This window comes from Fibrella forsythiae, from assembly GCF_017353175.1.
Lineage (GTDB): Bacteria > Bacteroidota > Bacteroidia > Cytophagales > Spirosomataceae > Fibrella > Fibrella forsythiae.
The window spans coordinates 339839-365805 of the sequence record NZ_JAFMYW010000008.1 but is presented as its reverse complement, the minus strand read 5'-3'; the positions used below and the strand labels follow the sequence as shown (position 1 = coordinate 365805).

Here is a 25967-nt window from a genome sequence, read left to right as displayed (position 1 = left end):
CGTTTTAATTGGTAAATAACGTACCCAGCCGGTTTATCAGGCAACAACGGTGACACCCTTCCAGAAAGCGACGTGATCTTTGATCTGGCCGGCGGCTGGTTTGGGGTCGGGGTAATACCAGGCTGCGTCTTTGTTGGTTTGTCCGTCAACTGTCAGCGAATAATAGGACGCCAGACCTTTCCAGGGGCAGGTCGTGTGTGTCTGGCTGTCGGCCAGAAACTCCGCTTTTACTGACTCTTTGGGAAAATAGTGGTTATTTTCAACCACAACAGTGTTCGTACTCTCGGCAATGGTCTCGCCGTTCCAGATGGCTTTCATGAGTTGCTTGGTTGATGGATTGCGACAGGGATATGACAATCAACCAATGAATGCCTGCTTTCGTTTGGAAATAGCTATTCGTAACGTACCTGACCTAGTCAACGTACCTGATGTTGCGGCAATCTAGAACTCTGACTTCCATTGCACCAGCCAGCCAGCCTGAAGGTTTTTAGGCATCGGCAGGCCCAGCAAACCGGTAACGGGATTCATGGCTGAGATCATTAAAGGCGTAACTTCTTTCGTTTCTGCCGATACCACTTTGGTAGCCCGGAGGAAAAGCTGCTTCTGGCTATCGATATCATCAACAACGGCATACAGCATGTCGCCGGTTTTCAATTCTACCTCGCCAACTTGTGCATCCCGCGTGACCACGAATGCCCAACTTTGGCCCAACTGAGCCTTGCCTGCTTTCTGGAGTTTGGCCTCAACCTCACCCATGAAGATGGTCGGCGTTTTGGGCTTCTGAGCCAGCAACTGAGTCAGCAGACTATCCATAACAGCGGCTTCGCTACCGGGTGCCGGCTCATACGATTCCACAGGTACGCCTTTAACTTCGGGGTCTTCATCAACAATCCAGCCCATCCGGCGGGCCTGTTGCAGTTCGCGTTCGTAAGGGTCATCGGCGTAGGCCAGCATACCAGCGTTCATGCCGGCGTAACGACCCGGATTTTGCATCAGCTCTTTCATGGCCAGCATCCGGTAGAGGTAATAACCTGTCTCTTCGTTCATGGCCATTTCGTAGTAACTGCGCGTAGCCTGCCGAATCATTTTTTTCTCTACCATCCCCATACCGCCATTGTAGGCCGCTGCTGCCAGCGTCCAGGAGCCTAACCGTTTATGCAATGCATTCAGGTACCGGCAAGCCGCTTCGGTCGATTTCACCAGGTCCATCCGTTCGTCATTACCGGGTTCAATACGGAGGTTCATGTCTTTGGCCGTATCGTCCATAAACTGCCAGTAACCGACTGCACCAGCCGATGAAACGGCATCGGCTTTCCAGTTGCTCTCAATGAGAGGCATGTACTTAAAATCGTTCGGAATATGATGTTTCGCCAGAATCGGTTCGATCACGGCAAAATAAGGGGCCGATCGTTGGTTTAATGCCTGTACACGTTTGGCATAACCCGACGTACTCATGAGGGCTAGCGCGAGCTTTGCTGCTACCGTTCCCTGTTCAGTAGGCACAAGCTCACCCGCAAAATTTGTCCGCTGAATGGGTTGTTGGGTAGGGAGTTGTGTTTTAATAGGCCCCTTTTTCTTCCCTTTTGCGGAAGTGCTTACTTTCTGCGCAACGGAGAAATGTGCAATGAATAGAAGTGCTAAGCTGCTTACTATGAAGTACTTGCGAAATTGGCTTTCTTGTTTCAAGGCAATTTGTTTGGTGCTTTTAAGAAACGGATGATTTCCGGTATAAGTTCTTCTATGATCCATGATCTAGCCAATGGTTTAATCTGGGCGGGCTTACTGGAGAGCAACAAAAAAGGCCCGTTTCCAGTGGTTTTATCCATCAGAACGGGCCTCTAGTGGGCTGTGGTAAGGTTTTATAGAACTTTCCAGGTCAGAATCCAACCGGCTTTCATTTGGTCAACGTCGGGGAGTTTAAGCCCTATCCGGCCTGTCGATGCATCAACGGCGGCAAGGGGTAACTGCATGGATTGCTGCGAGCCGTCGGTATATAGTTTGTCGGCGCGGAAGTATATTTTCCCTGTTTTATTGTCGATATCTTCAATCACAGCATAAAGACGGTCACCCTCGCTTACGGTCACATTTTCGGCAAAACCATTTCGGGTTAAATTGAAAACCCATACGGCACCGCGCTTTAATTCACCGGCTTCTGTAAGTCTGGCCTTAATACCACCCCGAAACACATCGGCAGCATTGGGCAGTGGCAAATCCTCAGAACGGTCGTTTGTGGGTAGAATGGTTGCCAGCGGAGCCGCCGTCGTCACCGCTTCCCGTTCCATATTAACCATCACGTTCTCGTTGAATAGCACATCCTGCGCCTGTGCTGGTGCTTCAGAAACAACAGGCTGGTTCAACGTGGCCAGCATCCGGTCGGAGAGCAGATCACGATACTGTGTATTGTTGGTGAACAACTCCTTGAAGGCGAGAATGCGATACAGGTATTTACCCGTTTCGGCGTTAAGGCGCAGGTAATAATAGTTGTTTCGCTGCTGCTTCCGGATATTGCCCAACAAATTACCTATGCCAACATTGTACGCCGCCGCCACCAGCGTCCACGACCCAAGTCGGTTGTGCAGGAACTGTAGATACCGGCATGCAGCCTCTGTTGAGCGCATCAAATTGAGCCGCTCGTCGCGGTGGGTTTCCACCGTCAGCCCCAGTTCACGGGCAGTAGCGGGCATCAATTGCCAGTAGCCCGCCGCCCCTTTCGGCGACACTGCCGTACCAACCAGCGCGCTCTCTACCAAGGGGAGGTATTTGAAATCAAGTGGAATATGGTACTTGGCCAGCACAGGCTCGATTAGTGGGAAAAACGAGGCCGCTCGTTGCCGCATCCGGATCAGGGCTGAAGCCTGCACCGAACTGTGCGACAGGGCCGAGATTAATCGTCGGGCCACGCGCTCTTCATGCATCGGCACCATTTCACCGCAAAAATGTACGGGAGGCAGCGGCAAGGATAAAAGAGGGGCATCTGTTGCCGGGTATATCAGAGACAAATCGGCACGATTACTGATAGGGGCAGTAATATGGGTACTAAGGGCAGTAGCCCGGCCGTCTGTCTGTTGTGCCACGATAAAACTAATCGCCAACACAACAAGGGCTAACGGCTTCATCAGGGATAAGTTGAGCAAAACGGTTGGGTACTTATTTCTCTTTTGAGACAAAAAATCGACTGAATGGTCACGGAGGTACATGCCATCAGTCGATCAATTTTAATGCCCGCTTCGCTTACTGCGCCTCGTCTAGTGGCGTGAAATCTTTGAATGTGCGTTTGAGTGCCTTATCTGTGGCTTCCTTTTTGTTTTGCCAGTTGGCGTCAAGTTCGAGCGCTACCAGCCCGCTTAAACTCATCGCATTGCGGAACTCGTCAAGGCGCTTGATGAACTCAGGCGAACGCCGGGCCGATTTCAACGCAAATTCACGGGCAAATACATCGCCTTTATTCTGAAGCTCGCTTTTCTTACCCAGTACGTAGTTGTATCGATCAAGAAGGTCTTTCATTGATTTACCAATTACCTCTGTAGCTTCCAGCGTACCCATAGTCAACACCGCAGTACCGCCAATGGCCGAAATAAGTCGTTGGTTGCTTTGTGCCTGCACACTCGACTGAGCGTTTGTAACCGCTGGCGCAACACCCGTAACAGCGCCTAACGAAGCATTGGCTACCGATCGATTCCGCTTGCCGCCTTTTGCTTTCCGGTAGTCACGTTTCAGTTCTGCTTCCTTCTCATCCAGTTGCGTTACCAGGTTCCAGGCCTGTACCAGCGCCTGATTATACAGGGCGTAGGTGTACCGGTCTTTCGCCTCTTCATTGATCGTGTTCAGCACCGTAATGGCAATTGTCTGTTCATCGCGGTTCTGCGCTTTATCCAATACAAAGAAAGTCAGATCAAGCCGAAGTGTGTCGTTTGGGTCGCGCACGAAATCATAGCCGGGTGCCCAGATAAATTCGTACTGGTTGTTTGTGTTTTTCACCAGGGCCGATTTGGGTATCCGCTGGTCGGTACTCAGGAAATCGAAGGTGCTGATGTCGTCATCACCGTTCGGGTCGGCCAGATAGAATTTGAGGTTGATCGTGGCGTTCTCGCGAACCCGGTAGGTACGTTCCTTGGGCACTACCGAAATCACTGGCGGCAGGTCCATCTGCGTCACATCGACCTTCAGGCGGCCCTTGGTGCGGATCTTTGCCGGCTGATCTTCCACCCAGAACTCAATATAAATGGGCTTGGCTCTCAGCTGATTGAACTGGTTCTTCGACAACGTCCAGGTCAGTTCACCCTGAGCGCTGAGCTTGCTTCCTTCCGGCATCTGATCGGGAATGGCAATAAAGGCGACCGGATCACCATCGGCATCATATACCTGCTTGGGGTCGAATTTATAGACGTTCTGGGTCTGAAACCGAACGTAGAACGGAAGTAGCTCTTCAACCACCGGCGGGCGATTGACATGTTGTACTTTGAACTCAACTAACTGAGTGGCCGATTCGCCCCGCCGGTTACGAACCTCAAAAATGACGGGCACAGTCCGGGTGGTTTTCAGGCGGTCGGCCAGGTCGTAGCCGGGTGTCCAGCTAAAATGTCCGAGCGAATCGAAGGTCATGCCGTCCAGCATACCTTGTGCAATACTATACGTAACCGAATCGGCCGCATTGCCAGTTGTTTTCAGGGCGAATCGGATGGATTGCCCTTCGGCCACAACGTTCCATTCGGGTTGTTGTGGGAGACTGATCTGAAGTGATTTTGGGTCCTGCGCCTGGCTAAGTGGGCCGAATAAACACCCGATTAGCAGGAACGCAAGCCAACAGTATTTCATCATACTACGTACCTGGGCCAATTTGACTTTTAAAACGTAAAACTACGGTTAAGATTACAGCCGCTCTAGCTGAATGCTATTTTTTTGAGGTAAACGGCCAGTTAGCTGACTATTTATTGACTTATTTCAAGGAGATATAGGCGCAAAGCGGGAGTGATGTAAGCTTGTGGCAGCTTATAAACGGGATAAACCATTTGGCCCAAAAGCCTGTTAGATTTATACGGTATGATGGACAATGGTTACTGGATGCAGGCAGTTTTGCAACAAATCAGTAGCGGTTGTCCATTCTACATTAGTCCCCGTTCAGTCTATCTGTTTTCTTCAACGAGTGTTGCCAACGAACGTTCCCAACGAATGAGTTACTATAACCTGAAAGCAAAGGAGTTAACTGCCATTACAACCCTTGGCGAACTGAAAGCCGCCGGGTATCAGTCCCGGTCTATTAAACAGGAATTACGCGAAAATCTAATTCAAAAAATTAAGGCCAAAGAATCGGTATTCCCGGGCATCTGGGGCTACGAAGAAACGGTTATTCCCGATGTGGAACGTGCCATTCTGTCGATGCACCACATCAACCTGCTGGGGCTTCGCGGACAGGCCAAAACCCGGATAGCCCGTTTGATGGTCAATCTGTTAGACGAATATATTCCGGTAGTCGACGGGTCTGAACTGAATGATGATCCGCTGAAACCCCTCTCGCGGTTTGCCCATGATCTGATTGCTCAGCACGGCGATGCCACGCCTATTTCGTGGATGCACCGGAGCGACCGTTACACCGAGAAACTGGCTACCCCCGACGTGTCGGTGGCCGATCTGATCGGCGACGTTGACCCGATCAAGGCCGCCACGCTGAAACTGCCGTATTCAGATGAACGGACGATCCACTTCGGTCTGATTCCCCGGTCGCATCGCTGCATCTTCGTGATCAACGAATTGCCCGATTTACAGGCCCGTATTCAGGTGTCGCTATTCAATATTTTGCAGGAAGGCGACATTCAGATTCGTGGGTTCAAGCTGCGCCTGCCGCTCGATATTCAGTTTGTGTTCACGGCTAACCCTGAAGACTATACGAATCGGGGTAGCATTGTAACGCCGCTGAAAGACCGGATCGACAGCCAGATTGTGACGCACTACCCGAAAACGATCGAGATGGGCCGGAAGATTACGCAGCAGGAGGCCGTGGTAAAAACCGAACAGAAAGGCCTGGTGAAAACCAACGACCTGGTGGCCGACCTGATTGAACAGGTTGCCATTGAAGCCCGCCAGAGCGAATACGTGGATGCAAAATCGGGGGTATCGGCCCGGATGACCATTTCGGCATATGAAAACCTGTTGTCGTCGGCCGAGCGGCGTACACTGCTCAACAGCGAGAAAGAAACGTACGTACGCATTGCCGATGTATACGGTGTGGTGCCGGCCATCTGCGGTAAGGTCGAGCTCGTGTATGAAGGTGAGGTTGAAGGGCCCGTTATCGTAGCCCAGAACCTGATTGGTAAGGCGATACGTACCCAGTTCCTGAACTATTTCCCGAACCCGGAAAAGGCCAAGAAAGACAAGCGCGGTAACCCATACAAGAAAATCACCGACTGGTTTGGCGATGGCAACACGATGGACCTGCTCAATGATCTCTCGAACCGGGACTACGAAAGTCGTCTCCGTACCATCGATGGTCTCGACGATCTGGTCGATCAGTTTCATCCCCGCCTGAGCAAGCAGGAGCGTTTGTTCCTGATGGAGTTTGCCCTGCACGGCATTGCCGAGTATTCACTGGTCGGTAAGAAAGCCATGGATACGGGCCTTCAATTCAAAGACCTCGTTGGCTCGATGTTCGACCCCACCAAGCATTTTGGGGAAGAAGATGAAGAAGAGGACGACGACGACCGTTTCTAGAAAAATTAAGCCACGCTACGGCAACGTATCTGGGCAGCCACCCCTGAAAGAGTCGCCTTGCAGAGAGCATGGCGGCTTTTTTATGTCTGAGAACGTACCTGAAACGCCTTACAGGCCGTGCTCAATGGCGAATCGTACCAAATCTGTTGCTTTACTGATATCCAGTTTGAAATAAATGTTTTTCCGATGCGTTTTCACCGTCTCGATGCTGAGGTGAATGCGTTCGGCAATCTGTTCATTGTTCAGGCCTTCTTTGATCAGCGAAACAATCTCAAGCTCTCTGAAGGTAAGATTAAGTCGCTGGGCAAACCGATCGCTGAATGTATTGTCGGCTGTCGATGAGAGATCAGCCACGTTGGTATCGAAGTAGGTATTGCCACCCAGTATCTCCCGGATCACCTGAAGCAGTTCGTGGGTAGTGGCATCTTTGAGCAGGTAACCATGCAGGCCGGCCTTACGGGTCTCATCGAGCAGTTTGGGCTGGCTATACATCGTCAGTATCAACACCCGCAGATCGGGGTAATGCCCGAGAATCGTTTTGCCGAGGTCTATGCCGTTGCTGCCCTGCAGGTTTATATCCAGCAGAATCAGGTCTGGATTGGTGCGCTGGATAGCAGACAGAACCTCCGATGCCTGAAATACCTGGCCGCACACCATCAAATCGGGCTGGTCATTCAACAGGCTTTTCACGCCATCGTTAAACAGGCGATGATCATCAATTAAGAGAATTCGGAAGGCTGGTACGGGCTGCATACAGGGGCGACGGGTATGGAACATCCAGAACAACGAGTGTGCCCGCTTCGCTAAGGTCATGCCACAGTTTTGCTCCAATATATTCGGCTCGTAAGCTACTATTTTTCAGCCCAATCCCGGTTGACTGTTCCGCATTTACTACCGCACGGTTTCCAAGCCCATCGTCTTCAACCGTAATGGTCAGGTGATCATCGTGGTAAAGGAGCTGTATGGCGGCCCGATGGGCGTGCGCATGTTTGTTAATGTTCTGAATCAGTTCAGAGACGATGCGGTAGGTGTTCAGCTCAAGGTCTACGGGTAGCTTCTGTTCAATGCCCGACATGATAAACGTAAATCGGGTAGGGTGCGGCGGTTGCTGACGAACCAGTTGTTCAACGGCATGGCGCAGGCCGATCCGGACAAACTCGGGTGGCATCAGGTTATGCGATATCCGCCTGAGATCATCGCTGCTCTTCTGAATCAGCGGCTCCGCATCGTCGAAGGCGCGTTTGGTGTTGGCATCTGTTGTCTGCTGTCGAATATCGGCCAGTCGGCGCCGTAGCGTAGCCAGCGTGCCGCCCAAATCGTCGTGAAGGTCAGCAGCAATGCGTTGCCGTTCGGTCTCCTGCGTCTGAATAATACGGGCGTTGGCTTCCTTACGCTCGTGCGACAGCCGAAGTTCTGCCTCTACTTTCCGTTTGCGCAGGTACGTTAGATAAAGCAGCAGAGCTACAATGCCAACCAGCAGGATCAGTGAACTGAACAGATAATAGATCAGCCGTGTCTGGGTCTGGTTTTTTTGCTCCAGCACATGCTGTTCATAGGCCTGCTGCTGTATTTTTTGGGCCACCTGCTGTTTCGTTAACCGTGCGGTAGCCCGTTCGTTATCGAACCGGCGTTGCTGCTCGCTCAACTGCGCTTTTTTGATCAATGCATCCGTTTGTACGTTAGCTTTCAGTTGGATGAGTTCGGCCTGCTGCTCAATTGTCAGCAGGCGTTGTGCCTGAAGTTGTTGTGTCTGCCTGTTTTGCAGAGCGATTGTCTCGAACTCAGCTTGTTTCTGAATGGCCGTTAACTCGAGCGTACGCTGGTTGAGGGCAATTGAATCGCGGATGACAATGTATTTTTTGTGGTAATAAGCGGCGTTTTTCCAATCCTGCTTTTGGTCAAAGAGCTGATACAATGCTTTGTAGGCCTGTTCCAGCGTAAAGGTTGTAGGCTTTGGCAATTGGAGTACGTAGTGAGCATACTGGTAAGCGAGTTCATGCTGCCCGAGGCCGGCATACACCACCGCCAGCGTTCCCCACCCTTTCGATTCACCGACCGGCCGTAACCGGTTCCAGATCGCTTCCGCTTTTTTGGCATATGTAAGCGCCTGGTTGTAACGCTCGAATTTCACGTACAGCTCGGCCAGGTCATCATATACGTAGGCGTGTTCAACCGCCGACGTGCTGTAGGCTAGCATTGATTCGGCCAACAAATAATGATGCTCGCTTTCGGCAAATTTATCCTGCTGATTATAGATGGCACCAATATTCTGCTCAAGATCAATGAGTTGGCTGTATACTTTGGCCGACCGGGTGAGGGTATCCCGAATAATGGCGTCACGGGCCTGCGACAAATGCCATAATGCGTTGGCGTAATCTTTCGATAGCCGGTATAGGCTTCCCAGGTTATTATTGGTTTGAAAGCGAACGTTCTTATACGTTGCCGTTTTGGGAATAAGGGGTAATATCTCCAGGTTCATCCGGAAGGCCAGTGGCGTGTTCAACTCGCTGGACCTGTAGTAGTCGGCCAGCGAAAGTTTGCCGTTGAGTTCGTAAAACAGGTTATTACTCTGGCGCGCCTGATAGACTAGCTCATTGCCAAAATAGAGTGTACTATCGCGCCGACCGTGCCAGATCTTATAGAGTCGGCTCAGAAAATAAAGCGCTCTGAAACGGAGCGTATCCTGTTTGGCGCTGTGCGGCAGAGTAGTTAGGGCGTGGTACCTCTTTTTGGCCAGCAGAGAAAGGCTATCGAGGTAGGCAGCATCGGCCCGCCGACTAACCGCCAGTTCTGGTAAGGGCTGAAACAGGCCCTGCCCCCGACCCATCAGCGGCAGAAGGATCAATAGCAGGATAATGAAGCCGTTGCAACGATTCATTTCGGAATGATATTTCTCAAAAATAACCCTGATCTGTTTCCTGAAAAATACCCCGAAAGCGGTATGGGAACAGAGCCTTAGCCGGAGCAATTTTGTCATGCCCTTTTTATCCACATCTGCCTTCCCTGAAAATTGCTTCTTCCCTGGATACGCCCCTGAAGGGAGTTTATCCAGGGAAGTTTTTTTTGAACCCGCCACGCCTGATATGCACTTGGCTGTCAGGGCCCGTAATCAGCATGGGTCTGGGCATGAACGACCAGTACAGCCTTTCTTTTCATAACTAAAGCAGCCGGATACGGTTACTTTCTGACAAGCTCAGCCGTTATGAAACAAATCGATCACCTGCTTCAACTCTTTAAGACAGAACCCGCTGTAGAGGTACAGGGCCTCTCCCGGACTGATTTTTTGCGCCTTACCGGAAAAGGCCTTGCTCTTGGTGTAGCCGGTGGGCTGGCGGCTTCCTGCAAAACCAGCCAGTCGGGCACGCGCTATCCGGCCAATCCATCAACGGTATACCAGTCGCCAACCGGCCAGCAGGTTCCGTCGTCGGCCCCGTATTCGCCGCCCGCCAAAGTACCGAAGGAGGCTGATAAGCCGATTGAACTGGAACAGTGGAAATCGGAAGTAGACGTCAAATCTGCCCCGACACCAACGCCGCTTCCGATGGATCAGCGAGTTGGTTATGCACTGGTTGGTCTGGGCCACCTGACGCTGGAAGAGATTCTGCCCGCGTTTGCGCAGTGCAAAAAATCGAAACCGGTAGCCCTGGTGAGTGGTAGCCCCGAGAAACTGCAGAAAGTGGCCGCGCAATACGGTATCAAGTCGAGTAATTGCTACAGTTACGAGCAGTATGACCGGCTAAAAGATAACCCGGAGGTGCAGGCGATCTACATTGTGCTGCCTAATTCGATGCATGCCGAATATACCATTCGCGGGGCCCAGGCAGGTAAGCATATTCTGTGCGAAAAGCCGATGGCCAATTCATCGCAGGAGGCGCAGGCCATGATCGACGCCTGTAACAAGGCGGGTAAAAAACTGATGATTGCCTACCGGATTCAGTACGAACCGAACAACCGGATGATCCGTGACATGGTGCGGTCGAAGCAGTTTGGCGCACCGAAATTTATTGAATCCTTTAACTGTCAGAGTTCGGCTAACCCGCAACACTGGCGGCATATTAAAGCGCTGGCCGGCGGTGGTGCGCTGCCCGACATTGGCCTATACTGCCTGAACACGACGCGTTTCGTGCTGGGAGAAGAGCCAACCGAGGTGTTTGGCTATCAGTACAGTACGCCCGGCAATCCGTTGTTCAGGGAAGTGGAAGAAGTGATGTCGTGGCAAATGCGGTTTCCGAGCGGTGTCATCGCCAACTGCGCGACGCACTACAACGTGCACGAATCGCGCCGATACCGGGTGCTGGCCGAACGCGGCTGGATGGGCCTTGACCCGGCTTTCTCGTACCAGGGACTGCGCGCCGAAACGGCCCATGCCGACGGGATGGTTGAACGTAAGGAGACCCCCACGATGGCCCCCAAAAACCAGTTTGCCACCGAGATCGATCATTTCTCCGATTGTGTGAAGAACAACAAACAGCCGTTTACACCCGGCGAAGAGGGCCTTCAGGATCAGAAAATAATGGAAGCCATTTACCAGTCAGCCCGCGAAGGTCGGCCCGTAAAGCTCCAGACGGTATCAAAAAAAGACGCTTTCCGAGGACCGGAGCCAGAGCTGGGATGACAAAAAATCGTTATCCATACTCACTAGCTTGCGAAGCAACAAGCCAAATCAACACACTACACCCGAATAAACAGTTTCCGGCGGTACATCCACAGTAAGATGACGTAGAACGTACCCAGCGTAGCTGCCCCGATAAGCAACGGCTCGAAGGCTGGGCCGAGGGTCTGGAACGGCGCGTGGCCGAAATGAATGTAGAAGGAACTGATGATGAAGCCGTCGATCAGGTGAACCAGGCAGTAGATCGCGATGGAGTTCATGCCGATCACGGTGAGAAAGAATGCCCAGTTCCGACGCTTCATTACGTCGATAACTGTGTAAAACAGGGCCATCAGCCAGAAGCACCAGCCACCACTGAATAAGGTCCAGGCTGGTGTCCAGATGCGCTTAACGATGGGGCAGATGCCGGTTACATGCAGCATAATCCCCAGGAAAATCCCAACGGCACCCGCTGCTACAAGATATCTCACAATCAGTCGGTTCGACTGGTCGGAACGTACCCACTGACCGGCCTGTAAGCCCAGCAGCATGGTGCCGAGGGTAGGGATGAAACTCAGCGTCGCATACCCACCCCGGTTAAACAGGAAAGCTGATGAGCGGGGAAAGAGATTTAGAAACCAGGTGTCGAAGGCCCAGGCCAGATTGCTGTTCTTGTTGAAATGAGCCGAGAGTCCCGTGTAGTGGTTGGGCCAGTCGGCGGGTACACCTACGGCTTCATAGTTAAAGGCCGACGTGGGAGCCGGATAGAGCACAAAGGCCAGCCAGTAGCCGACCAGAATACTCGCCAATGCCAGCCATTGCGTTCGGGTTGAGGCTCTTCCGAGCAGAAACAGAAACGGGTAGCCCAGGCCAATCTGCGTCAGGGTGTCTTCAAACGTGAAATTGGTCTGCGTACTGTGGATGGACCGTAAAAAGATACCCAGAAACACCAACACCAGCGACCGACGTAGCGCCCGGATGAACTGCGACCGCGCCGACGTACCCAGATCTGCCCGACTAGCCATCGAATAGGGTAGGGCCACACCCACCAGAAACGAAAACGATGGCTGAATCAGGTCGTGCAGCGAACAGCCCGCCCAGTCGACATGGCTTTGCTGATACGCTAGAAATTCCCAGAATGAGCTGTCCGGTAAGGCTTCATGCAACCTGGAAAACTGCAGCAACTCCGCCGCCATCAGAAACATAACGAACCCCCGGTACGCGTCTATCGACATAAGCCGACTGGAGGGAAACCCGGTTTGCGGTTGCAGCCGATCAGCCCGGGTAAGGGTTGCCGGATGCGGAAAAGACGTAGCCATATTGCAAGGTTGCTTATACGTTTGGTTCTCGTCGTTTCGAAAGTGTTTTTGTCATCCCTCCTGTCGTCGGGATGACAAAAACGTATTAGCTGAAAAGTAAAAACAGTTGCTAAAAAACGACTTTCCTGCGCTTCGTATTACTCAATACAGGGGCTACTTATTTATACTCATAACCCGTAGGTATCGAGCAGGTAAACCAGCGCGGCCATGGAGGCACCGCCAAGCTCAAGTTCACGTTTGTTCACCATCTCAAACTTGTCGGCGGCGGTGTGGTGAAAATCGAAATAGCGCTGCGAATCGGGTTTGAAGCCGAACAGGACAGTTCCGATGTAGACCAGCGGACCAATGTCGGCGCCACCTCCGCCGGGCCCAATGTCGTGCAGACCATACGGTGCCAGCAGGGGTTTCCACTGAATGACTTTCTCTTTCTGCTGCGGCGTGCCTACGATCCCAAAACCACGAGGCGTAAAGCCACCTTCGTCGGACTCGATGGCGGCAATGTGTTTTTCGTTATTCTGTTTGGCCAGATCGGCATACTTCACACCACCGCGCAGACCGTTCTCTTCGTTCATGAACATCACCGCCCGGATGGTGCGTTTCGGTTTCATACCCAGCGCTTTCATGATCCGCAGCACCTCGATTGACTGCATGCAGCCGGTGCCGTCGTCGTGTGCGCCTTCACCCAGGTCCCACGAATCGAGGTGACCGCCAACGACAATGATCTCGTCAGGTTTCTCAGAGCCTTTCAGCTCGCCTACCACGTTGTACGATTTAGCATCGGGTAGCGTCTCGCAGTTTTGCTTGAAATAGAACGTCAGGTTCGGGTTTTCGGCCAGCGACTTGCTGAGCAGGTTAGCACCGTTGGTACTGATCGCCGCCGTTGGAATCAGGGGGACGCCGGTGCCATAGCGCGTGCCGCCCGTATGTGGGTAATCGTCCTGCGCCAGGCCCATCGATCGGACAATTGCCCCGACCGCGCCCAGTTTAGCGGCCTCCGTTGCACCGCCAGCCCGCTGATCAACGGCCCCGCCATACGCGTCGAAGGTGATGGTTTTGGTGGGGTCCATCGGCCGGTTGAAGAAGACGATTTTGCCTTTGACCTTCTCGGCACCCAGCGCCCGCAGTTCGGGGAAGCTCTTTACCTCAATTACCTGTGCTTCAACACCTTTAGCGGCCGTCGCCACCGATCCGCCCAGCGCGGCGATGGGTACGTTCGTTTTCTGCTTACCGTTCTGAATATAAGCCACTTCCTTGGCGCCACGTACCCAGTGAGGTACCATCACTTCCTGGAGAAACACCCGGTCGAAACCTTGCTGGTCCATCAGTTTCTTGGTCCAGTCAACGGCTTTTTGCGCGCCTTCAGAGCCACTCAGCCGAGGACCAATTTGTTTGGTCAGATGGCGAAGCCATTCATGCGATTTTCCGTTGGAAAGCGCTTCATTATAAATCTTTCGGATGGCTACCGAATCGGCATTCTGCCCAAAGGAATAAAGGGATGTGCAAAGCAGAAGTGAGGTAACGAGTTTTCTCATTGACTTGATTGTTGAAGATGAATGACTTACCAGGTTGATTCTGTTCGGTAATCTAGGCAAAAACAACCGGGCTGCCATCGGCTTCGATGCGACAATCGGAAATCCGGCCTCTTTTCCCCCTATTTATGGCACTTTCATGGTGAGTCAGACCAGTGAACAGGTGGAGCGATCGTAGACTGGCTGGAATGGAAAACGATACTATAGCGTTGCTTTTTTATATACAAACTCAATGAATAGTACGAAAATAGGGATACTAGTTTCGCTGTTGGTTGGCCTGATCAGCTGCCAGAAAACCACTACTCAGCCGCAACCCAGTATGCCCGATCCTACGCTGGTAACCAGCTTTTACAAAGGAGCCGACGTGAGCTGGATCACCCAACAGGAGGCTGGCGGTGTCCGGTTTTACCAACCTGACGGAACTGCCAGCGATATTTTTGCTATCCTGAAAAGTAAAGGCGTGAACTCGATCCGGCTGCGTGTGTGGGTGAATCCACAGGGCGGCTGGAACGGTGCCGACGATGTACTGGCCAAAGCGAAACGAGCCAACGCGGCGGGTATGAAGCTCCTGATCGACTTTCATCACAGCGATTCCTGGGCCGATCCCGGTCAGCAAACAAAACCCTCCGCCTGGCAAAAGCTAACCTTCGCGGAGTTGAAAAAGGCCCTTTTCGATCATACTGTCGACGTCATGAACCGGCTCAAAACGAACGGCATTACGCCCGATTGGGTGCAGGTCGGTAACGAAACCAACAACGGCATGCTTTGGCCTGACGGGCAGGCATCGACCAATATGGCCAATTTCGCGGCGCTGGTCACGACGGGCTATGAGGCGGTAAAATCGGTTAGCCCAACCTCGCAGGTGCTGGTTCATCTGTCGAATGGGTATGACAAAGCGTTGTTCCAGTGGCTGTTTAATGGGCTGACCAGTAACAGTGCCAAGTTTGATATGATTGGTATGTCTCTGTACCCAACTGCCACGGATTGGGCGGCCAGGAATGAGCAGTGTCTGAACAATATCAGCACGTTGGTCACTCAGTACAAAAGACCGGTTATGGTGGTTGAAGTAGGAATGCCCGCCAACGACCCGGCTACGGCCAACGCGTTCATTACAGACCTTATCACCAAACTAAAAACCGTACCGAATGGCAACGGCATGGGCGTTTTTTACTGGGAACCGCAAGCCTACAAAAAGTGGCAAGGCTATGGCCTGGGTGCGTTCGACGATTCCGGGAAACCAACCGCCGCCCTCGACGCTTTTCTTAAATGATATTTTTGTCATCCCTCCTGGCGTCGGGACGACAAAAGCGTTGCTCAGCAACGTCTGGAAATCAAAATGGCAGCGTACTAGTGAAAGCAAACTCACCCCTCAATCAACGCTTCCTTTCTCAACACACCCTCATGACTTTGCTCTGTACCCGATCCCTGCTTGTCTTTCTGCTCATCTTTTCCACGTTCGGAGCCGTGGCTCAAACAAAGCCTAACCCCAAAAATATGATCTACGTTGATCCGGCTGGGGTGGTGCGGTATACCAAAACGAAGCAGGAAGCGGCGTTTTACGGAGTCAATTACTGCCTGCCGTTTGCCTACGGGTATCGGGCGGTGAAAACGCTGGGTATCAAGCCCGAAACGGCGATCGATCAGGATGTGTACCATATGGCCCGAATGGGCGTTGATGCTTTCCGGGTCCACGTTTGGGATACCGAGATTAGCGATTCGCTGGGCAACCTGCTGGATAACGAGCACTTACGGTTGTTCGACTACCTGCTGGCTCAACTCGAGAAACGGAACATCAAGATCATCATTACGCCTATCGCCTACTGGGGCAACGGCTACCCCGAACGCGACGAACGTACCCCCGGTTTTTCTCGGGTATATGGCAAAGGGCAAGCCAACCAGAATGAACTGGCGATCAAGGCGCAGGAAGAATACGTCCGGCAGTTTTTACGGCACGTGAATCCGTATACGAAATCGACTTACGGCAACGACGTCTCTGTCATTGCGGTGGAGCTGAACAACGAACCTAGCCACAGCGGCCCTAAACCGACCGTAACAACTTACATCAACCGGATCAACGCGGCCGTGCGGAGTACCGGTTGGGACAAACCGATCTTCTACAACATGGCCCAGAACCCCTGGTATGCCGATGCGGTGGCCCGTTCGGCGGTGAACGGTTATACATTTCAGTGGTATCCGCTTGGTCTGGTGGCCGGACGCACACTGGGCGGTAACCCGCTGACGCACGTAGATACTTACCAGATTCCATTCGATACCATTCCCGAGTACAAGAACAAGGCGCGTATTGTGTATGAATTCGATGCGGGCGACATCTACGCGTCGTATATGTACCCGGCCATGGCGCGGAGCTTCCGGGGCGCGGGCTTTCAGTGGGCTACCCAGTTCGCCTATGACCCAATGTCGACCGCCTACGCCAACACCGAATACCAGACGCATTACCTGAATCTGGCCTATACCCCTTCGAAAGCGATCAGCATGCTCATTGCCGGCCGTGTCTTCCGCGAAACGCCCCGGTTCAAAAACTACGGTAAGTATCCGCAAGACAGTATGTTTGGGCCATTTCGCCTGAGCTATAGCCAGTCGCTGAGCGAGATGAACAGTGCCGGGGCGTTCTTCTATTCGAACACTACTCAAACAAAGACAGCATCTCCGACTCAGCTGACCCAGGTGGCTGGCGTAGGGAGCTCATCCATAGTTCGTTACGCTGGAACGGGTGCCTATTTCCTGGATAAAATCGGCGATGGCATCTGGCGGCTCGAAGTGATGCCCGACGCTATTCTGGTGCGCGACCCGTTTGAGCGGCCATCGCTCAGCAAAGAGGTAACGACCATTCGCTGGAGTACGCACCCTATGCAGATCAATCTGCCTAATCTGGGTGCGTCATTCTCCATTACCGCACAGAATGCGGGCAATTCACTGACGACCACAGCCACTAACGGCAGCTTCCAGATTCGTCCCGGCACGTACCTGCTAAAAACGCCCACCGCTAAAATGCCTGCGACGATGCCTTCCACCGTGATAGGCCTGGCTGAATTCGTTGCGCCCGCCGACCGGTCAACAGGTGAGCCAATAGTCGTGCACTCAGCCTATAGCGAGGTATCGTCGCAACAGTCGGTTAAACTATCGGCAACCATCGTGGGGCTGGATTCGACCAGCAAGGCTACGGTTGAAGTGCACGCAGCAGGCGCGGATCGTCCCCGTATGCTGGCCATGCAACGGGTAGCGCCGTATCGCTACGACGCGGACGTACCTGCTGAACTGGTTAAGGCTGGCTTGCTGACCTACCGGATCATACTGCAAAAAGGCACTGCCTACTGGACGTACCCAGCCGGTCAGAAAGGTGATCCGTATGCCTGGGATTACCTGCCTACGGTCATGTACCAGACCATCGTCGCGTCGGAAAATACACGGCTAGATCTCTTTAACGCCAATGCCGACCGCACTCGCCTGCTGACGAACAACCCGGATTACCGGGAAAACAAAATCGAGTTTGTGCCCGACGAGCAGCCGAATCAACTCATGCTCAAAGCCAGCATTGGCACGATACGCGCTAACCAGCCAATGGGTTTCCAGGTCTATTTTGGGGATAAAGTAAAGGGTCGCAGCCCTGAATTGCCGGGCTTTAGAAAGCTGGTCGTGCGTGGAAGATCCGCTGATAGTCAGTCTGTTTCACTGAAAATTGGTTTGGTCGACAAGTATGGCGCTACGTTTTCAACGGTGGTACAGCTACCTCAGCAATTGACCGACATCGACATACCCTTAAGTAGCCTGACGCCAGGTGCCATGCTACTATTGCCACGACCCTACCCCGACTTTCAACCGCTCCAGTTTCAGCCTTCCTCGTCAGGTAGGTTCAATATCACAGACAGTGAGCGAATAGACATCCAGGTAATGCCGTCAACCACGCAGTCAGTCAGGTTCTGGCTGGATTATGTTGGGTTGGAGCGGTAAGCAGCGTGGTAGAATTTAGACAAATAACCAGCGCGCCTTATCCAAGTGGATTGATAAGCGTCAGGTTAGAAATATGGTCGAAGTCCTGCGTATTGTTCGTGTACAAGTCGAGACCATTTAACAGCGCTATAGCGGCTATAAAGGCATCGCCAACCAACATTTTCTTTGCCTGGCGCAAGTCAATAGCCAGCTCAGCGAGATCGTCGTCAATGGCTAGAACGGCAATTGTACTGAAGATACTTTCCAGGTAGCTTTTGTCATCAACCGACAAATTTCGGAAGCCCAACACTTCTAGCTTAGTGATGAGCGATACATACGAGTCGGGCGCTAGTATGAGTGATCGTAAGAACGCGTAATCAGGCTTAGCTGAATAAATAGATCAGATTCGAGTCTATTAACTTCACTATTCATCTTGAAAAGGTAAACTACGGTCCTTCCTGGATTTGCTTATATGATCCAGTACACGATAAAGGTCCATGTTAGGACTGCCTTTCGAGATAGCAGTCTGCGCTGCTATTTTTGCCTCGTCAGTCATGGGGCGCTGTCGGGCTAACGGTGTATGTGGCTGTAGAGCGATAAGCTGTAGATCGGCCATATCTTCCAGCAGACGCAGGGCCTTAGGATTCAATATCTGCACAGAGAGTACGGTCATAGCAAAGTTTGTTGTCGATCTATCGTAAGATAAAAAAATCAGCCAGTTTGCTTGCAAAATGGGCGGCGCATTAGGGCGACTGCCGACCTGCGAGTGATGAGAAATGGAGTTTACGATGCTATTAATGTCGACCAAGTTAAACCACCATCGCCAGCGGTGCGAATTGCCCCATCAACACGTTCTGTACGTCGGCGGCTGGCAGGTTGAGCCACTGTTGCAGAACGGTAGCGTAGACCGACCGGAAGTCGTGCTGCATGGGTACGTTGTCATTCGGTGTCACATTGGTGGGCAATTGTGGATTAGTGCCAATCACGCTCGCCTTCACGCCGTTACCAAAGTAAAGAACGGGGGCCGCTGCGCCGTGGTCTGTACCGCCACTGGCATTGGATTTAATACGTCGCCCAAACTCCGAGAAGGTCATGCCCATTACCCGATCGGCGGCGTTCAGGCCCTGCAGATCGTCCATGAACGCGCCGATTGCTTCTGACACGCGTCGGAGCAATTGGGCGTGCGTGCCCGTGGTAGTGTCGTCGGCTTCAGCCTGTTTAGCGTGGGTGTCGAAGCTACCCGTACTCACCAGATACACTTTCGTGCGGAGCCCACCCGCCACCAGTCGCGCCACGATCTTAAGCTGGTCGGCCAGTTGGTTTTTACCTGGTGCCGGGTATTTGTCTGACTGTTTCGTCACGCTCATGGCCGCTTTCTTGATCACACCGGCATATTGGTCGGTCTTCTGCGACATCTTTTCGAGATACGCCAACTGCTCGCCCCAGCGCGTGTTAGGCGTTTCGTCGGTTTTGTCTTCGATCAGATCGTAGAAGTTGGCGGGGTTACTGATGGCTAGTCCCATCGTGAAAGCGGGTCCCTGAAACGCCGAGGCAATCACCGAGCCGATCTGAATGGCCAGCGGATCGGGCATGGTCTCGTTTGGATATTTGTCGGGAAAGCCTGGAAACGAGCCGTTCAGATACCGCCCCGCCCAACCCGTGTTGACTACCTTGTCGGCGTCGGAACCCGTCATCCAGATATCGGTGGCGCGGAAATGCGAGAAGTTCGGCTTCGGATAGCTCACTGCCTGCACAATGCCCGCCTTTCCGTCGTTGAACAACTGCTGAAACTCGGTCATGGCAGGGTGGATACCCGTAGCGTCGAACCCATTGAGTTTGAGGATTTTGGCCTGGGGTAGCGCAATGTTCGGCCGGGCCGCCAGGTACGTTCCATATTGATCGACGGGAATCACCGTGTTCAACCCATCATTACCGCCATTCAGCTGAATCAGCACCAGCACCCGGTCATTGGTCGAATCATGCGCGCGGTCAGGAACCAGCGCCGATTGTGCCATCGCCTGCACTGAAAACCCATTCAGAAACTGAGGAAGCAGTATGCCGGCTGCGGCCGTGTGTCGAAGAAAGTGTCTGCGTTTCATGATGCGAAAAAGTGAAAGAACGAGAGAGTGAAAGGGCGAAAAGACGCGTCAGCATCACTCTTTCACCATTACGTAAGCTGATATTGAGGTAGGTTCATCAGGTACTTGTACAGGCTCTGCAACTTCCGGGTCACGTTGGTTTTGTTGGCCGCGTCGTCGGGTTTGGCGGTGAGGTTTTCCCAGGCCTGTGTCCAGTAATGATCGGATACCATACCCTGAAGACCTGATAGCAGAATGCTGGTTTTGATGTACTGCCTGTCTTTTTCAGACAAGGGAATGGCGTATAACCGCCGGGCTGCGTCGTTGATCAGGGCAGATGGGTCGGCCGGGTTGGTCAGCGTCTGGGTGAAGGCGAGCACATCGATCGTTAACTTTTTACCATTCCGGCTGAATTTTCCACTGGCCATGTTATCCGAAAACACGTTGCGTTTGGGCAGCGTATCCGAGTTGATCCAGAGCTTGTCGAACATCGGTTCCTGGTAGTAAGCGGGCCAGCCAGCCACGTTGGGCGGGTCGCCAATGTTCTGTTGCATGCCCGCCGTTTGGTTCTGAACCGTCTGCCACAAACCGTACTGATCGGCGAAACTGGTCCCGTCCGGAAAGGCCACGCCAAACTCGCGACAGAGGCCAACCGTATAATCGAGCGGACTTTTGATGATGGCTCCCCGGTTGGTCGCCTCAAAGAAATGCTGACTCCCCAGCAATTCCCGCAACACCGGCTTTATCTCGTAGTTATTCTCCCGAAAAACGGCGGCCAATGGCGTAATGATGCTGGCTTCGGTCGCTTCATCGATCTGGTGGTAGATGAAAAAGCGGTACAGCTTCCGGCAGATAAACCGCGACACTTCCTCCTGCGCAAAGATCATCGTCAGTAGCTCGTCGAGCTCCTGCTCGCCTTCGGGGCCGCGTCGTCCCTTAATGGTTGTATTCTGATAAAATGTGGAGAACGTTTTGTCGCTGCTGTCGTGCCGGCCGGGATCGAACAGGCTGACGTAGGTCGTGGTATCGTTCCGGAAACCCGTCAGCACTTTGGCCGCGGCTTTAACATCGTCTTCAGTGTAGTGCGAACCGGGGCCTTTTCCTACCGTAAACAGTTCCTGTAGCTCGCGGCCGTAGTTTTCGTCGGGGGCTTTTTTGTTGCTGGCCGTACCGTTCAGGTACTTCAGCATGGCTGGGTCTTTAGTCACCACCTTCACCATGTCCCTGAAATTACCGAGGGCGTGTTGCCGTAACAGCGCATTGTGCCGGTAACACATCAGCGCGTTATCGACCATGTTGGTTTCGGTGGTAAAATGGTTGTGCCAGAAGATGACCATCTTCTCCCGAAGCGTCCGGTTCTGGTTGAGCATCAACCCTAGCCACCACGCTTTGAACGAGTTCTTCCGCCGCCCGTTGTTCATGCCATCGTAGTTGATGGAGGTAGTCCAGGTATCGCCGGCCAGTATTTCGTCGTCGGTAAACTTGTCGTCGTTATAGGTATTGATCGGCGGGGCGGGGGCGGGCTCATCGGCCAGTAACTCGCGAAAAGCTTTCCGGGGCGAGAGCGCCTTCACATGCGCTACGTCGTCTGGGTTGGCCCCAAACATCGTGCGTCTGAGTAGGTGCCGTACGTCATCATCGGTCCACTTACCGCGAAAGGGTTCCAGGTGCGCTTTCGTTGCTGAACGGGCCATACGAACGTGTTGTGCTTGATGATCCTACTCAAGTAACGTCGAAATGCCCGTTCTGGCTCCGTTTTAATGATCATTTAAGTAAAACGTGCCCCGCTTTGGTGTATTTACCTGGCTGGGCACGTTCGGTGGATAGGGTAAAAAAAGCTTCGCGCTTCACAGTATTGCTGACGCCTGTCGAAGGGACACAAACGCGAAGCAACCTGACTTGACAAACTCCCCTCTACCACACTTTCAATATCTTCTTCACAAACCGCTCGCTGCCTTGCTGAATATTGATCAGGTGAAGACCATAGGGCAGCGATGATAGATCGATTTTGGTTGAAAAAGATGGGCCTTCTTTCTGGATCGTCAGTTGTTTATGAGTCGTTCCGAGGTTACCATCGACAACCTGAACAGCAACGTCGCCGATGTAGTCATTGGCCCACTCTAGCATAACATAGTCAGTAGATGGGTTCGGATACGCCCGGATCGTGAGCGGCTGATCGGTGACTTCGGCGGCCAGACGAGGAGCACCCGTGAAGCCATCAGCCACAACGAAGATCGGCGTTTCGGTTACTGTTAAGGCCAGATTGCCGCCCGAGGTGTTCATCGTGCGCATCGCCAGCGTATCCTGTGCGGTCTGCGGCGTGTAGACTTTCGCCGACGACGTACCCAAATTCAATGTATACTGGCTCGTGCGGCCCACTTCATCAGGAACCCACAGCGCGTAGACCGACTGTCCATTGCGTTCGTAGCGGTCAACGTTAGGGTTTGTGCTCAACGTTTCCTTGAATACATAGTCGCCGATCAGCTTTTTGGTCTGGTAGAAATAGTCGGCAGTGATCTTGCGGCTAAAGTTCTGGTTAATAAGGCCCATCGAGCAGAATTGTGTAGCACAGTCGATGTTCAGGTCGTAGGTCTGGTAGAAGTCGACCCGTTCAACACCTTCGCGGGCATACAACAACGCCGTCCGCAGGTTCCAGTCGGCCTGAGTTTGCTCCACCGATTTCGGGCCAATGGCAATGGCGTGCAGCGGACTGCCCTGATGCAGGTCATAACCCGTTTCTGACACGTAAACCGGCATGTCGTAGCAGGCTTCGTGGGCCAGTTTTACCACATTACGAGCCACCTGCGTGGCAATCGATAGTTCGGGCGCTGCGCCGCGTGTTGAACTGCCCCCCTGCGAGGAGTTGTTGTTGTCGGGATACAGGTGATAGTTGATCACGTCCCAGCAGAGATCTACCTGGCCGTTGCCTTTGTAGCCCCGGAACTCCCTGCACCAGTCGATCATGCCGCGGATGTAGTCGGTTCCGGCGTAGACCGAACAGAGTCCACCCATGACAACGACCATGCTCGGGTCGGCATTTTTGACGCCCGCGCCCGGCCCCATCGTGTTCTTGTGTCCATCGTAAAACGCCGACATCTGGGCAGCATACTCGCGGCCAGTCTGGTAAGCCAACCGTCCGCGCCACCATTTGTCGCGCTCGTTGTCGCACTCGATGTAGTTGATCAGGCCCAAGCCAATCTTCACCACGTTGGCCGGGTCGTTGGTCCAGCGGGTGCGGCTGTCTACTTTTACCAGCGCGGGATCAACCTGCGTGTTTTTGCCGTAACGAGCTGCATACTGGAACGCCACCCGAGCCTGCTCGATGTACGAAGCTGGCTTGCTATAGTCGCGACCGTAGGCCACAGGTACGTTGTCATTGCCCTGCTGATCGGCTGGGTACGTTGCTTTCAGGTAGGGCGCAATGTCTTTCAGGCAGGCCATTACTTCCATACCTGCCGCCTTGCAACGCTCGTACATCAGGTCGTAATTCCAGCCGCCTGAGTGGGTTGGATTGAATGTGTAATTCCCCTCGGTCTGCTCCAGCTTCTCCCAGTCCATGTAGTGCCGGATCACGCCAAACGACTGCAACGCCTTCATTTTCGCCTCGTCGATGGTTGACACGCCCGGCGGAAAGAAATCCCACTCGAAGCCGTTGATACCCGTCAGGTTTTTAAAGGTCGGCGACTTCCTCGGTGCGGCGCTGGCCGTTTGCGTTGGTGCCTGATACGACCCATACAATTCAATCTCGCGCGGCCAGAAATCCGATGTGTTGATGACCAGATAGCGGGCATCGGTGATGACATTGTCGAGCAGGAACTTGGCGTTGCCGGCGGGTTGACGACCAGGATAGGGACCTACCCAAGCCTCGTATTCCAATCCCTGGAATTGCGCAATTTCCACCCGTCGCCAGTCATTGGTGATAATCGACAGGCGAAGCGGGGCATTTGTATTGGTGCCGTTTCCATCGAAAAACTTAATGGCCTTAATCGACATCGACTCGCCGGGTTGCAGCGGGTAATAGGCGTCGTAATTGCTCAGGATCTTCCCGTAGCCCGTTTGGATTTCGCCTTGCGTATTGCCATCGAACAGGCCGTCGAGTCCGCTGGTTGTGTTATTGAGTTGATACCAACGGCTGGCCGTGAGCGGAATTTTGTCGCCCAGCACAACGGGAGGGGCTACGGTAGGCGAGGTTGGGGGGGTGATGACAACCGGTTCATCGACCAGATGGCCATATACCCGAACTTTGAGCGGTAAAGCATTACCGTACTTTCGAATGATGATGGCGTCGGCGGTGAGTGATTGTGGTGGAGTCAAAGTTTGCCATGTCATATAATCAGGGCCGGTAAACGTACCCAGCAAGGTCCGGGTCGTACCCTTCACGGCGTAGATCGAGGCGGGCGTGTCGTTCCACACGTTAGAGCCATCGAACAACTCCAGCTTGGTAACCTCCGCTAAGTGTTCGAGTTTCAGGTTTAGCTCAACCCAGCGGTTATTGTCCGGGTGCCATTCGTCCTGCACCAGGCTGTTCATGTCGTCGTTCAGGTAGGCGGCGTAACTCTGTGGCGTAGGTACGTCGGTATTGATCGCTACTACCTTCACCCGTTCCTGCGCATACAGAATGGCATCGAGCGGATCAGCGGGCAGCACTTTACCATATGCTCTGAGTTTAACGGGAATGGCGTTGTTGTATTTATGAATGATAAGCCCTTCAGCAACAATGGGTTCGCTGGGGGCGTAGGTTTTGAATTCCATGTAGCTGTCTCCCGTAAACCGGCCAAGCAACGTTTTTTCTTTTCCGTTATAGGCGTAAATGTCGGCGGGAGTAGCCTCGAATGAATCCTCATAATCGTAGGCCTCGAGTTTCGTCAACAGGCTCTTTTTGTCAAACTTGATGGTCACATCGGTCCACTGCTGATTGTCTGGTGACCAATGCGTTGGTACCAGCTTGCTCATGTCATCATTGAGGTAGGCCGAATAATTCTGACCAGTTACGGGCTTGTCGGTAGCCGAGACTAGTTTGAGCAGATCGAGCGGTTTGGGAATGACAGTACTGGCGGTGATGGGTTGACCAAACGCCTTGATTTTCTGCGGAATGTTGTTGCCATACTTGTAAATCATAATGGCATCAGCTATCAACGGTTGCAGGGGCGTCAGCGTCACCCAAGCCTTGTAGCTCTCGCCCGTAAACGAGCCAATGAGTACGCGCTGGGTACCATTCATAGCATACAACAGCGCGGGTTTATCGGTGAACGTGCCTTCGTAATCGTAGAGCGAGAGGCTGGTAACCAAGCTTTTCTGCTGGAGTTTCAGCGTAACCTGCACCCACTTTTCGTTACCCGACCAGGCGCTTTGTACCAGCTTGTTAAGGTTATCGTTCAGCCAGGGTGAATAATCCTGCCCAGTATTTTCGGCAGGCATGACCGAGGTAATGCTTAATCGAACGGGAGCCGGATTCGTTTGCGCCTGTGTCAGGAACGCCAAAAAAAAGAGAATGGTACCAAGTAGTAGTTTGCGCATAGTGCGAGTCATTATTGTGTGGATTGATTGGACGTAGTAAGGCTTTGAAAAAGAGGCTACCGGTTTAGCTAACGGGGCGTAGAAGGAGATCGCTAAACGGCTTGACACATAAGTGCAAATCGCAGACCAATCTGTAAAAAGATTAGGTGCGTTACGGAATGAGTACGAAGCTGTTGGCAGTCTGAAAAGTTAAACTAGTACAAGAAGGGTGGCGTATTAAAGTGACGGATACTGACGTATAGGAAACTAGGAAAGAGTATCTACGTATCTGCTGTTATAG

17 protein-coding genes are annotated in these 25967 nt (G+C 52.8%); 4 read left to right on the top strand and 13 right to left on the bottom strand.

Going from position 1 to position 25967, the window contains the following annotated elements:
- Nucleotides 1–36: 36 nt before the first annotated feature.
- From J2I46_RS24525 to J2I46_RS24510, 4 genes are all read right to left on the bottom strand, one after another.
- Entirely contained in the window at nucleotides 37–318 is a 282-nt protein-coding gene (locus J2I46_RS24525) for a DUF427 domain-containing protein (protein ID WP_207331712.1), read from the bottom strand.
- A 123-nt stretch (nucleotides 319–441) separates the two neighbouring features.
- Nucleotides 442–1686, bottom strand: a complete 1245-nt coding sequence (locus J2I46_RS24520) for a lytic transglycosylase domain-containing protein (RefSeq protein ID WP_229379925.1) — start codon at nucleotides 1684–1686, stop codon at nucleotides 442–444.
- Nucleotides 1687–1859: 173 nt separating this feature from the next.
- Nucleotides 1860–3116: a transglycosylase SLT domain-containing protein gene (locus tag J2I46_RS24515; protein ID WP_207331710.1), complete on the bottom strand. Its 1257-nt coding sequence runs from the start codon at nucleotides 3114–3116 to the stop codon at nucleotides 1860–1862.
- A gap of 115 nt (nucleotides 3117–3231) precedes the next feature.
- Nucleotides 3232–4815: a hypothetical protein gene (locus J2I46_RS24510; RefSeq protein ID WP_229379936.1), complete on the bottom strand. Its 1584-nt coding sequence runs from the start codon at nucleotides 4813–4815 to the stop codon at nucleotides 3232–3234.
- Nucleotides 4816–5169: 354 nt separating this feature from the next.
- Between J2I46_RS24510 and J2I46_RS24505 the strand changes: the two genes are divergently transcribed.
- Nucleotides 5170–6705: a P-loop NTPase family protein gene (locus tag J2I46_RS24505; protein WP_207331708.1), complete on the top strand. Its 1536-nt coding sequence runs from the start codon at nucleotides 5170–5172 to the stop codon at nucleotides 6703–6705.
- Nucleotides 6706–6813: 108 nt separating this feature from the next.
- Here J2I46_RS24505 and J2I46_RS24500 read toward each other — a convergent pair whose 3' ends face one another.
- Both J2I46_RS24500 and J2I46_RS24495 read right to left on the bottom strand, forming a co-directional pair.
- The gene (locus J2I46_RS24500; protein WP_207331707.1) at nucleotides 6814–7458 is read right to left on the bottom strand and encodes a response regulator; all 645 of its coding nucleotides are present in this window, start codon (nucleotides 7456–7458) and stop codon (nucleotides 6814–6816) included.
- Complete coding sequence (locus tag J2I46_RS24495; protein WP_229379924.1) at nucleotides 7421–9583, bottom strand: tetratricopeptide repeat-containing sensor histidine kinase; 2163 nt, start codon at nucleotides 9581–9583, stop codon at nucleotides 7421–7423. The genes J2I46_RS24500 and J2I46_RS24495 overlap by 38 nt, the downstream gene beginning before the upstream one ends.
- Nucleotides 9584–9907: 324 nt before the next feature.
- On the opposite strand from J2I46_RS24495, the gene J2I46_RS24490 reads away from it, so the two are divergent.
- On the top strand, nucleotides 9908–11320 hold the full coding sequence (locus J2I46_RS24490) for a Gfo/Idh/MocA family oxidoreductase (RefSeq protein ID WP_207331706.1): 1413 nt from the start codon (nucleotides 9908–9910) through the stop codon (nucleotides 11318–11320).
- 56 nt (nucleotides 11321–11376) lie between these two features.
- Here J2I46_RS24490 and J2I46_RS24485 read toward each other — a convergent pair whose 3' ends face one another.
- Both J2I46_RS24485 and J2I46_RS24480 read right to left on the bottom strand, forming a co-directional pair.
- The gene (locus tag J2I46_RS24485; RefSeq protein ID WP_207331705.1) at nucleotides 11377–12615 is read right to left on the bottom strand and encodes an acyltransferase family protein; all 1239 of its coding nucleotides are present in this window, start codon (nucleotides 12613–12615) and stop codon (nucleotides 11377–11379) included.
- 167 nt (nucleotides 12616–12782) lie between these two features.
- A complete protein-coding gene (locus J2I46_RS24480; protein WP_207331704.1) occupies nucleotides 12783–14147 on the bottom strand; it encodes a M20/M25/M40 family metallo-hydrolase in 1365 nt (454 codons plus the stop codon).
- A 229-nt stretch (nucleotides 14148–14376) separates the two neighbouring features.
- Here J2I46_RS24480 and J2I46_RS24475 point away from each other — a divergent pair, with 229 nt between their 5' ends.
- Nucleotides 14377–15414 carry a glycoside hydrolase family 53 protein gene (locus J2I46_RS24475; protein ID WP_207331703.1) on the top strand — a complete coding sequence of 346 codons (1038 nt, stop codon included), beginning with the start codon at nucleotides 14377–14379 and terminating at the stop codon, nucleotides 15412–15414.
- A 131-nt stretch (nucleotides 15415–15545) separates the two neighbouring features.
- The gene (locus tag J2I46_RS24470; RefSeq protein WP_207331702.1) at nucleotides 15546–18113 is read left to right on the top strand and encodes a cellulase family glycosylhydrolase; all 2568 of its coding nucleotides are present in this window, start codon (nucleotides 15546–15548) and stop codon (nucleotides 18111–18113) included.
- Nucleotides 18114–18150: 37 nt separating this feature from the next.
- Here J2I46_RS24470 and J2I46_RS24465 read toward each other — a convergent pair whose 3' ends face one another.
- The 5 genes from J2I46_RS24465 to J2I46_RS24445 form a co-directional block, all read right to left on the bottom strand.
- The gene (locus J2I46_RS24465; protein ID WP_207331732.1) at nucleotides 18151–18489 is read right to left on the bottom strand and encodes a type II toxin-antitoxin system VapC family toxin; all 339 of its coding nucleotides are present in this window, start codon (nucleotides 18487–18489) and stop codon (nucleotides 18151–18153) included.
- Nucleotides 18490–18516: 27 nt separating this feature from the next.
- Entirely contained in the window at nucleotides 18517–18765 is a 249-nt protein-coding gene (locus tag J2I46_RS24460) for a hypothetical protein (RefSeq protein WP_207331701.1), read from the bottom strand.
- Between the two features lie 136 nt (nucleotides 18766–18901).
- Nucleotides 18902–20191, bottom strand: coding sequence for a DUF1501 domain-containing protein (locus J2I46_RS24455; RefSeq protein ID WP_207331700.1), 1290 nt, complete (start codon nucleotides 20189–20191; stop codon nucleotides 18902–18904).
- Between the two features lie 68 nt (nucleotides 20192–20259).
- Nucleotides 20260–21864 carry a DUF1800 domain-containing protein gene (locus J2I46_RS24450; protein WP_207331699.1) on the bottom strand — a complete coding sequence of 535 codons (1605 nt, stop codon included), beginning with the start codon at nucleotides 21862–21864 and terminating at the stop codon, nucleotides 20260–20262.
- A gap of 220 nt (nucleotides 21865–22084) precedes the next feature.
- Nucleotides 22085–25687, bottom strand: a complete 3603-nt coding sequence (locus J2I46_RS24445; RefSeq protein ID WP_207331698.1) for a T9SS type A sorting domain-containing protein — start codon at nucleotides 25685–25687, stop codon at nucleotides 22085–22087.
- Nucleotides 25688–25967: the final 280 nt, after the last annotated feature.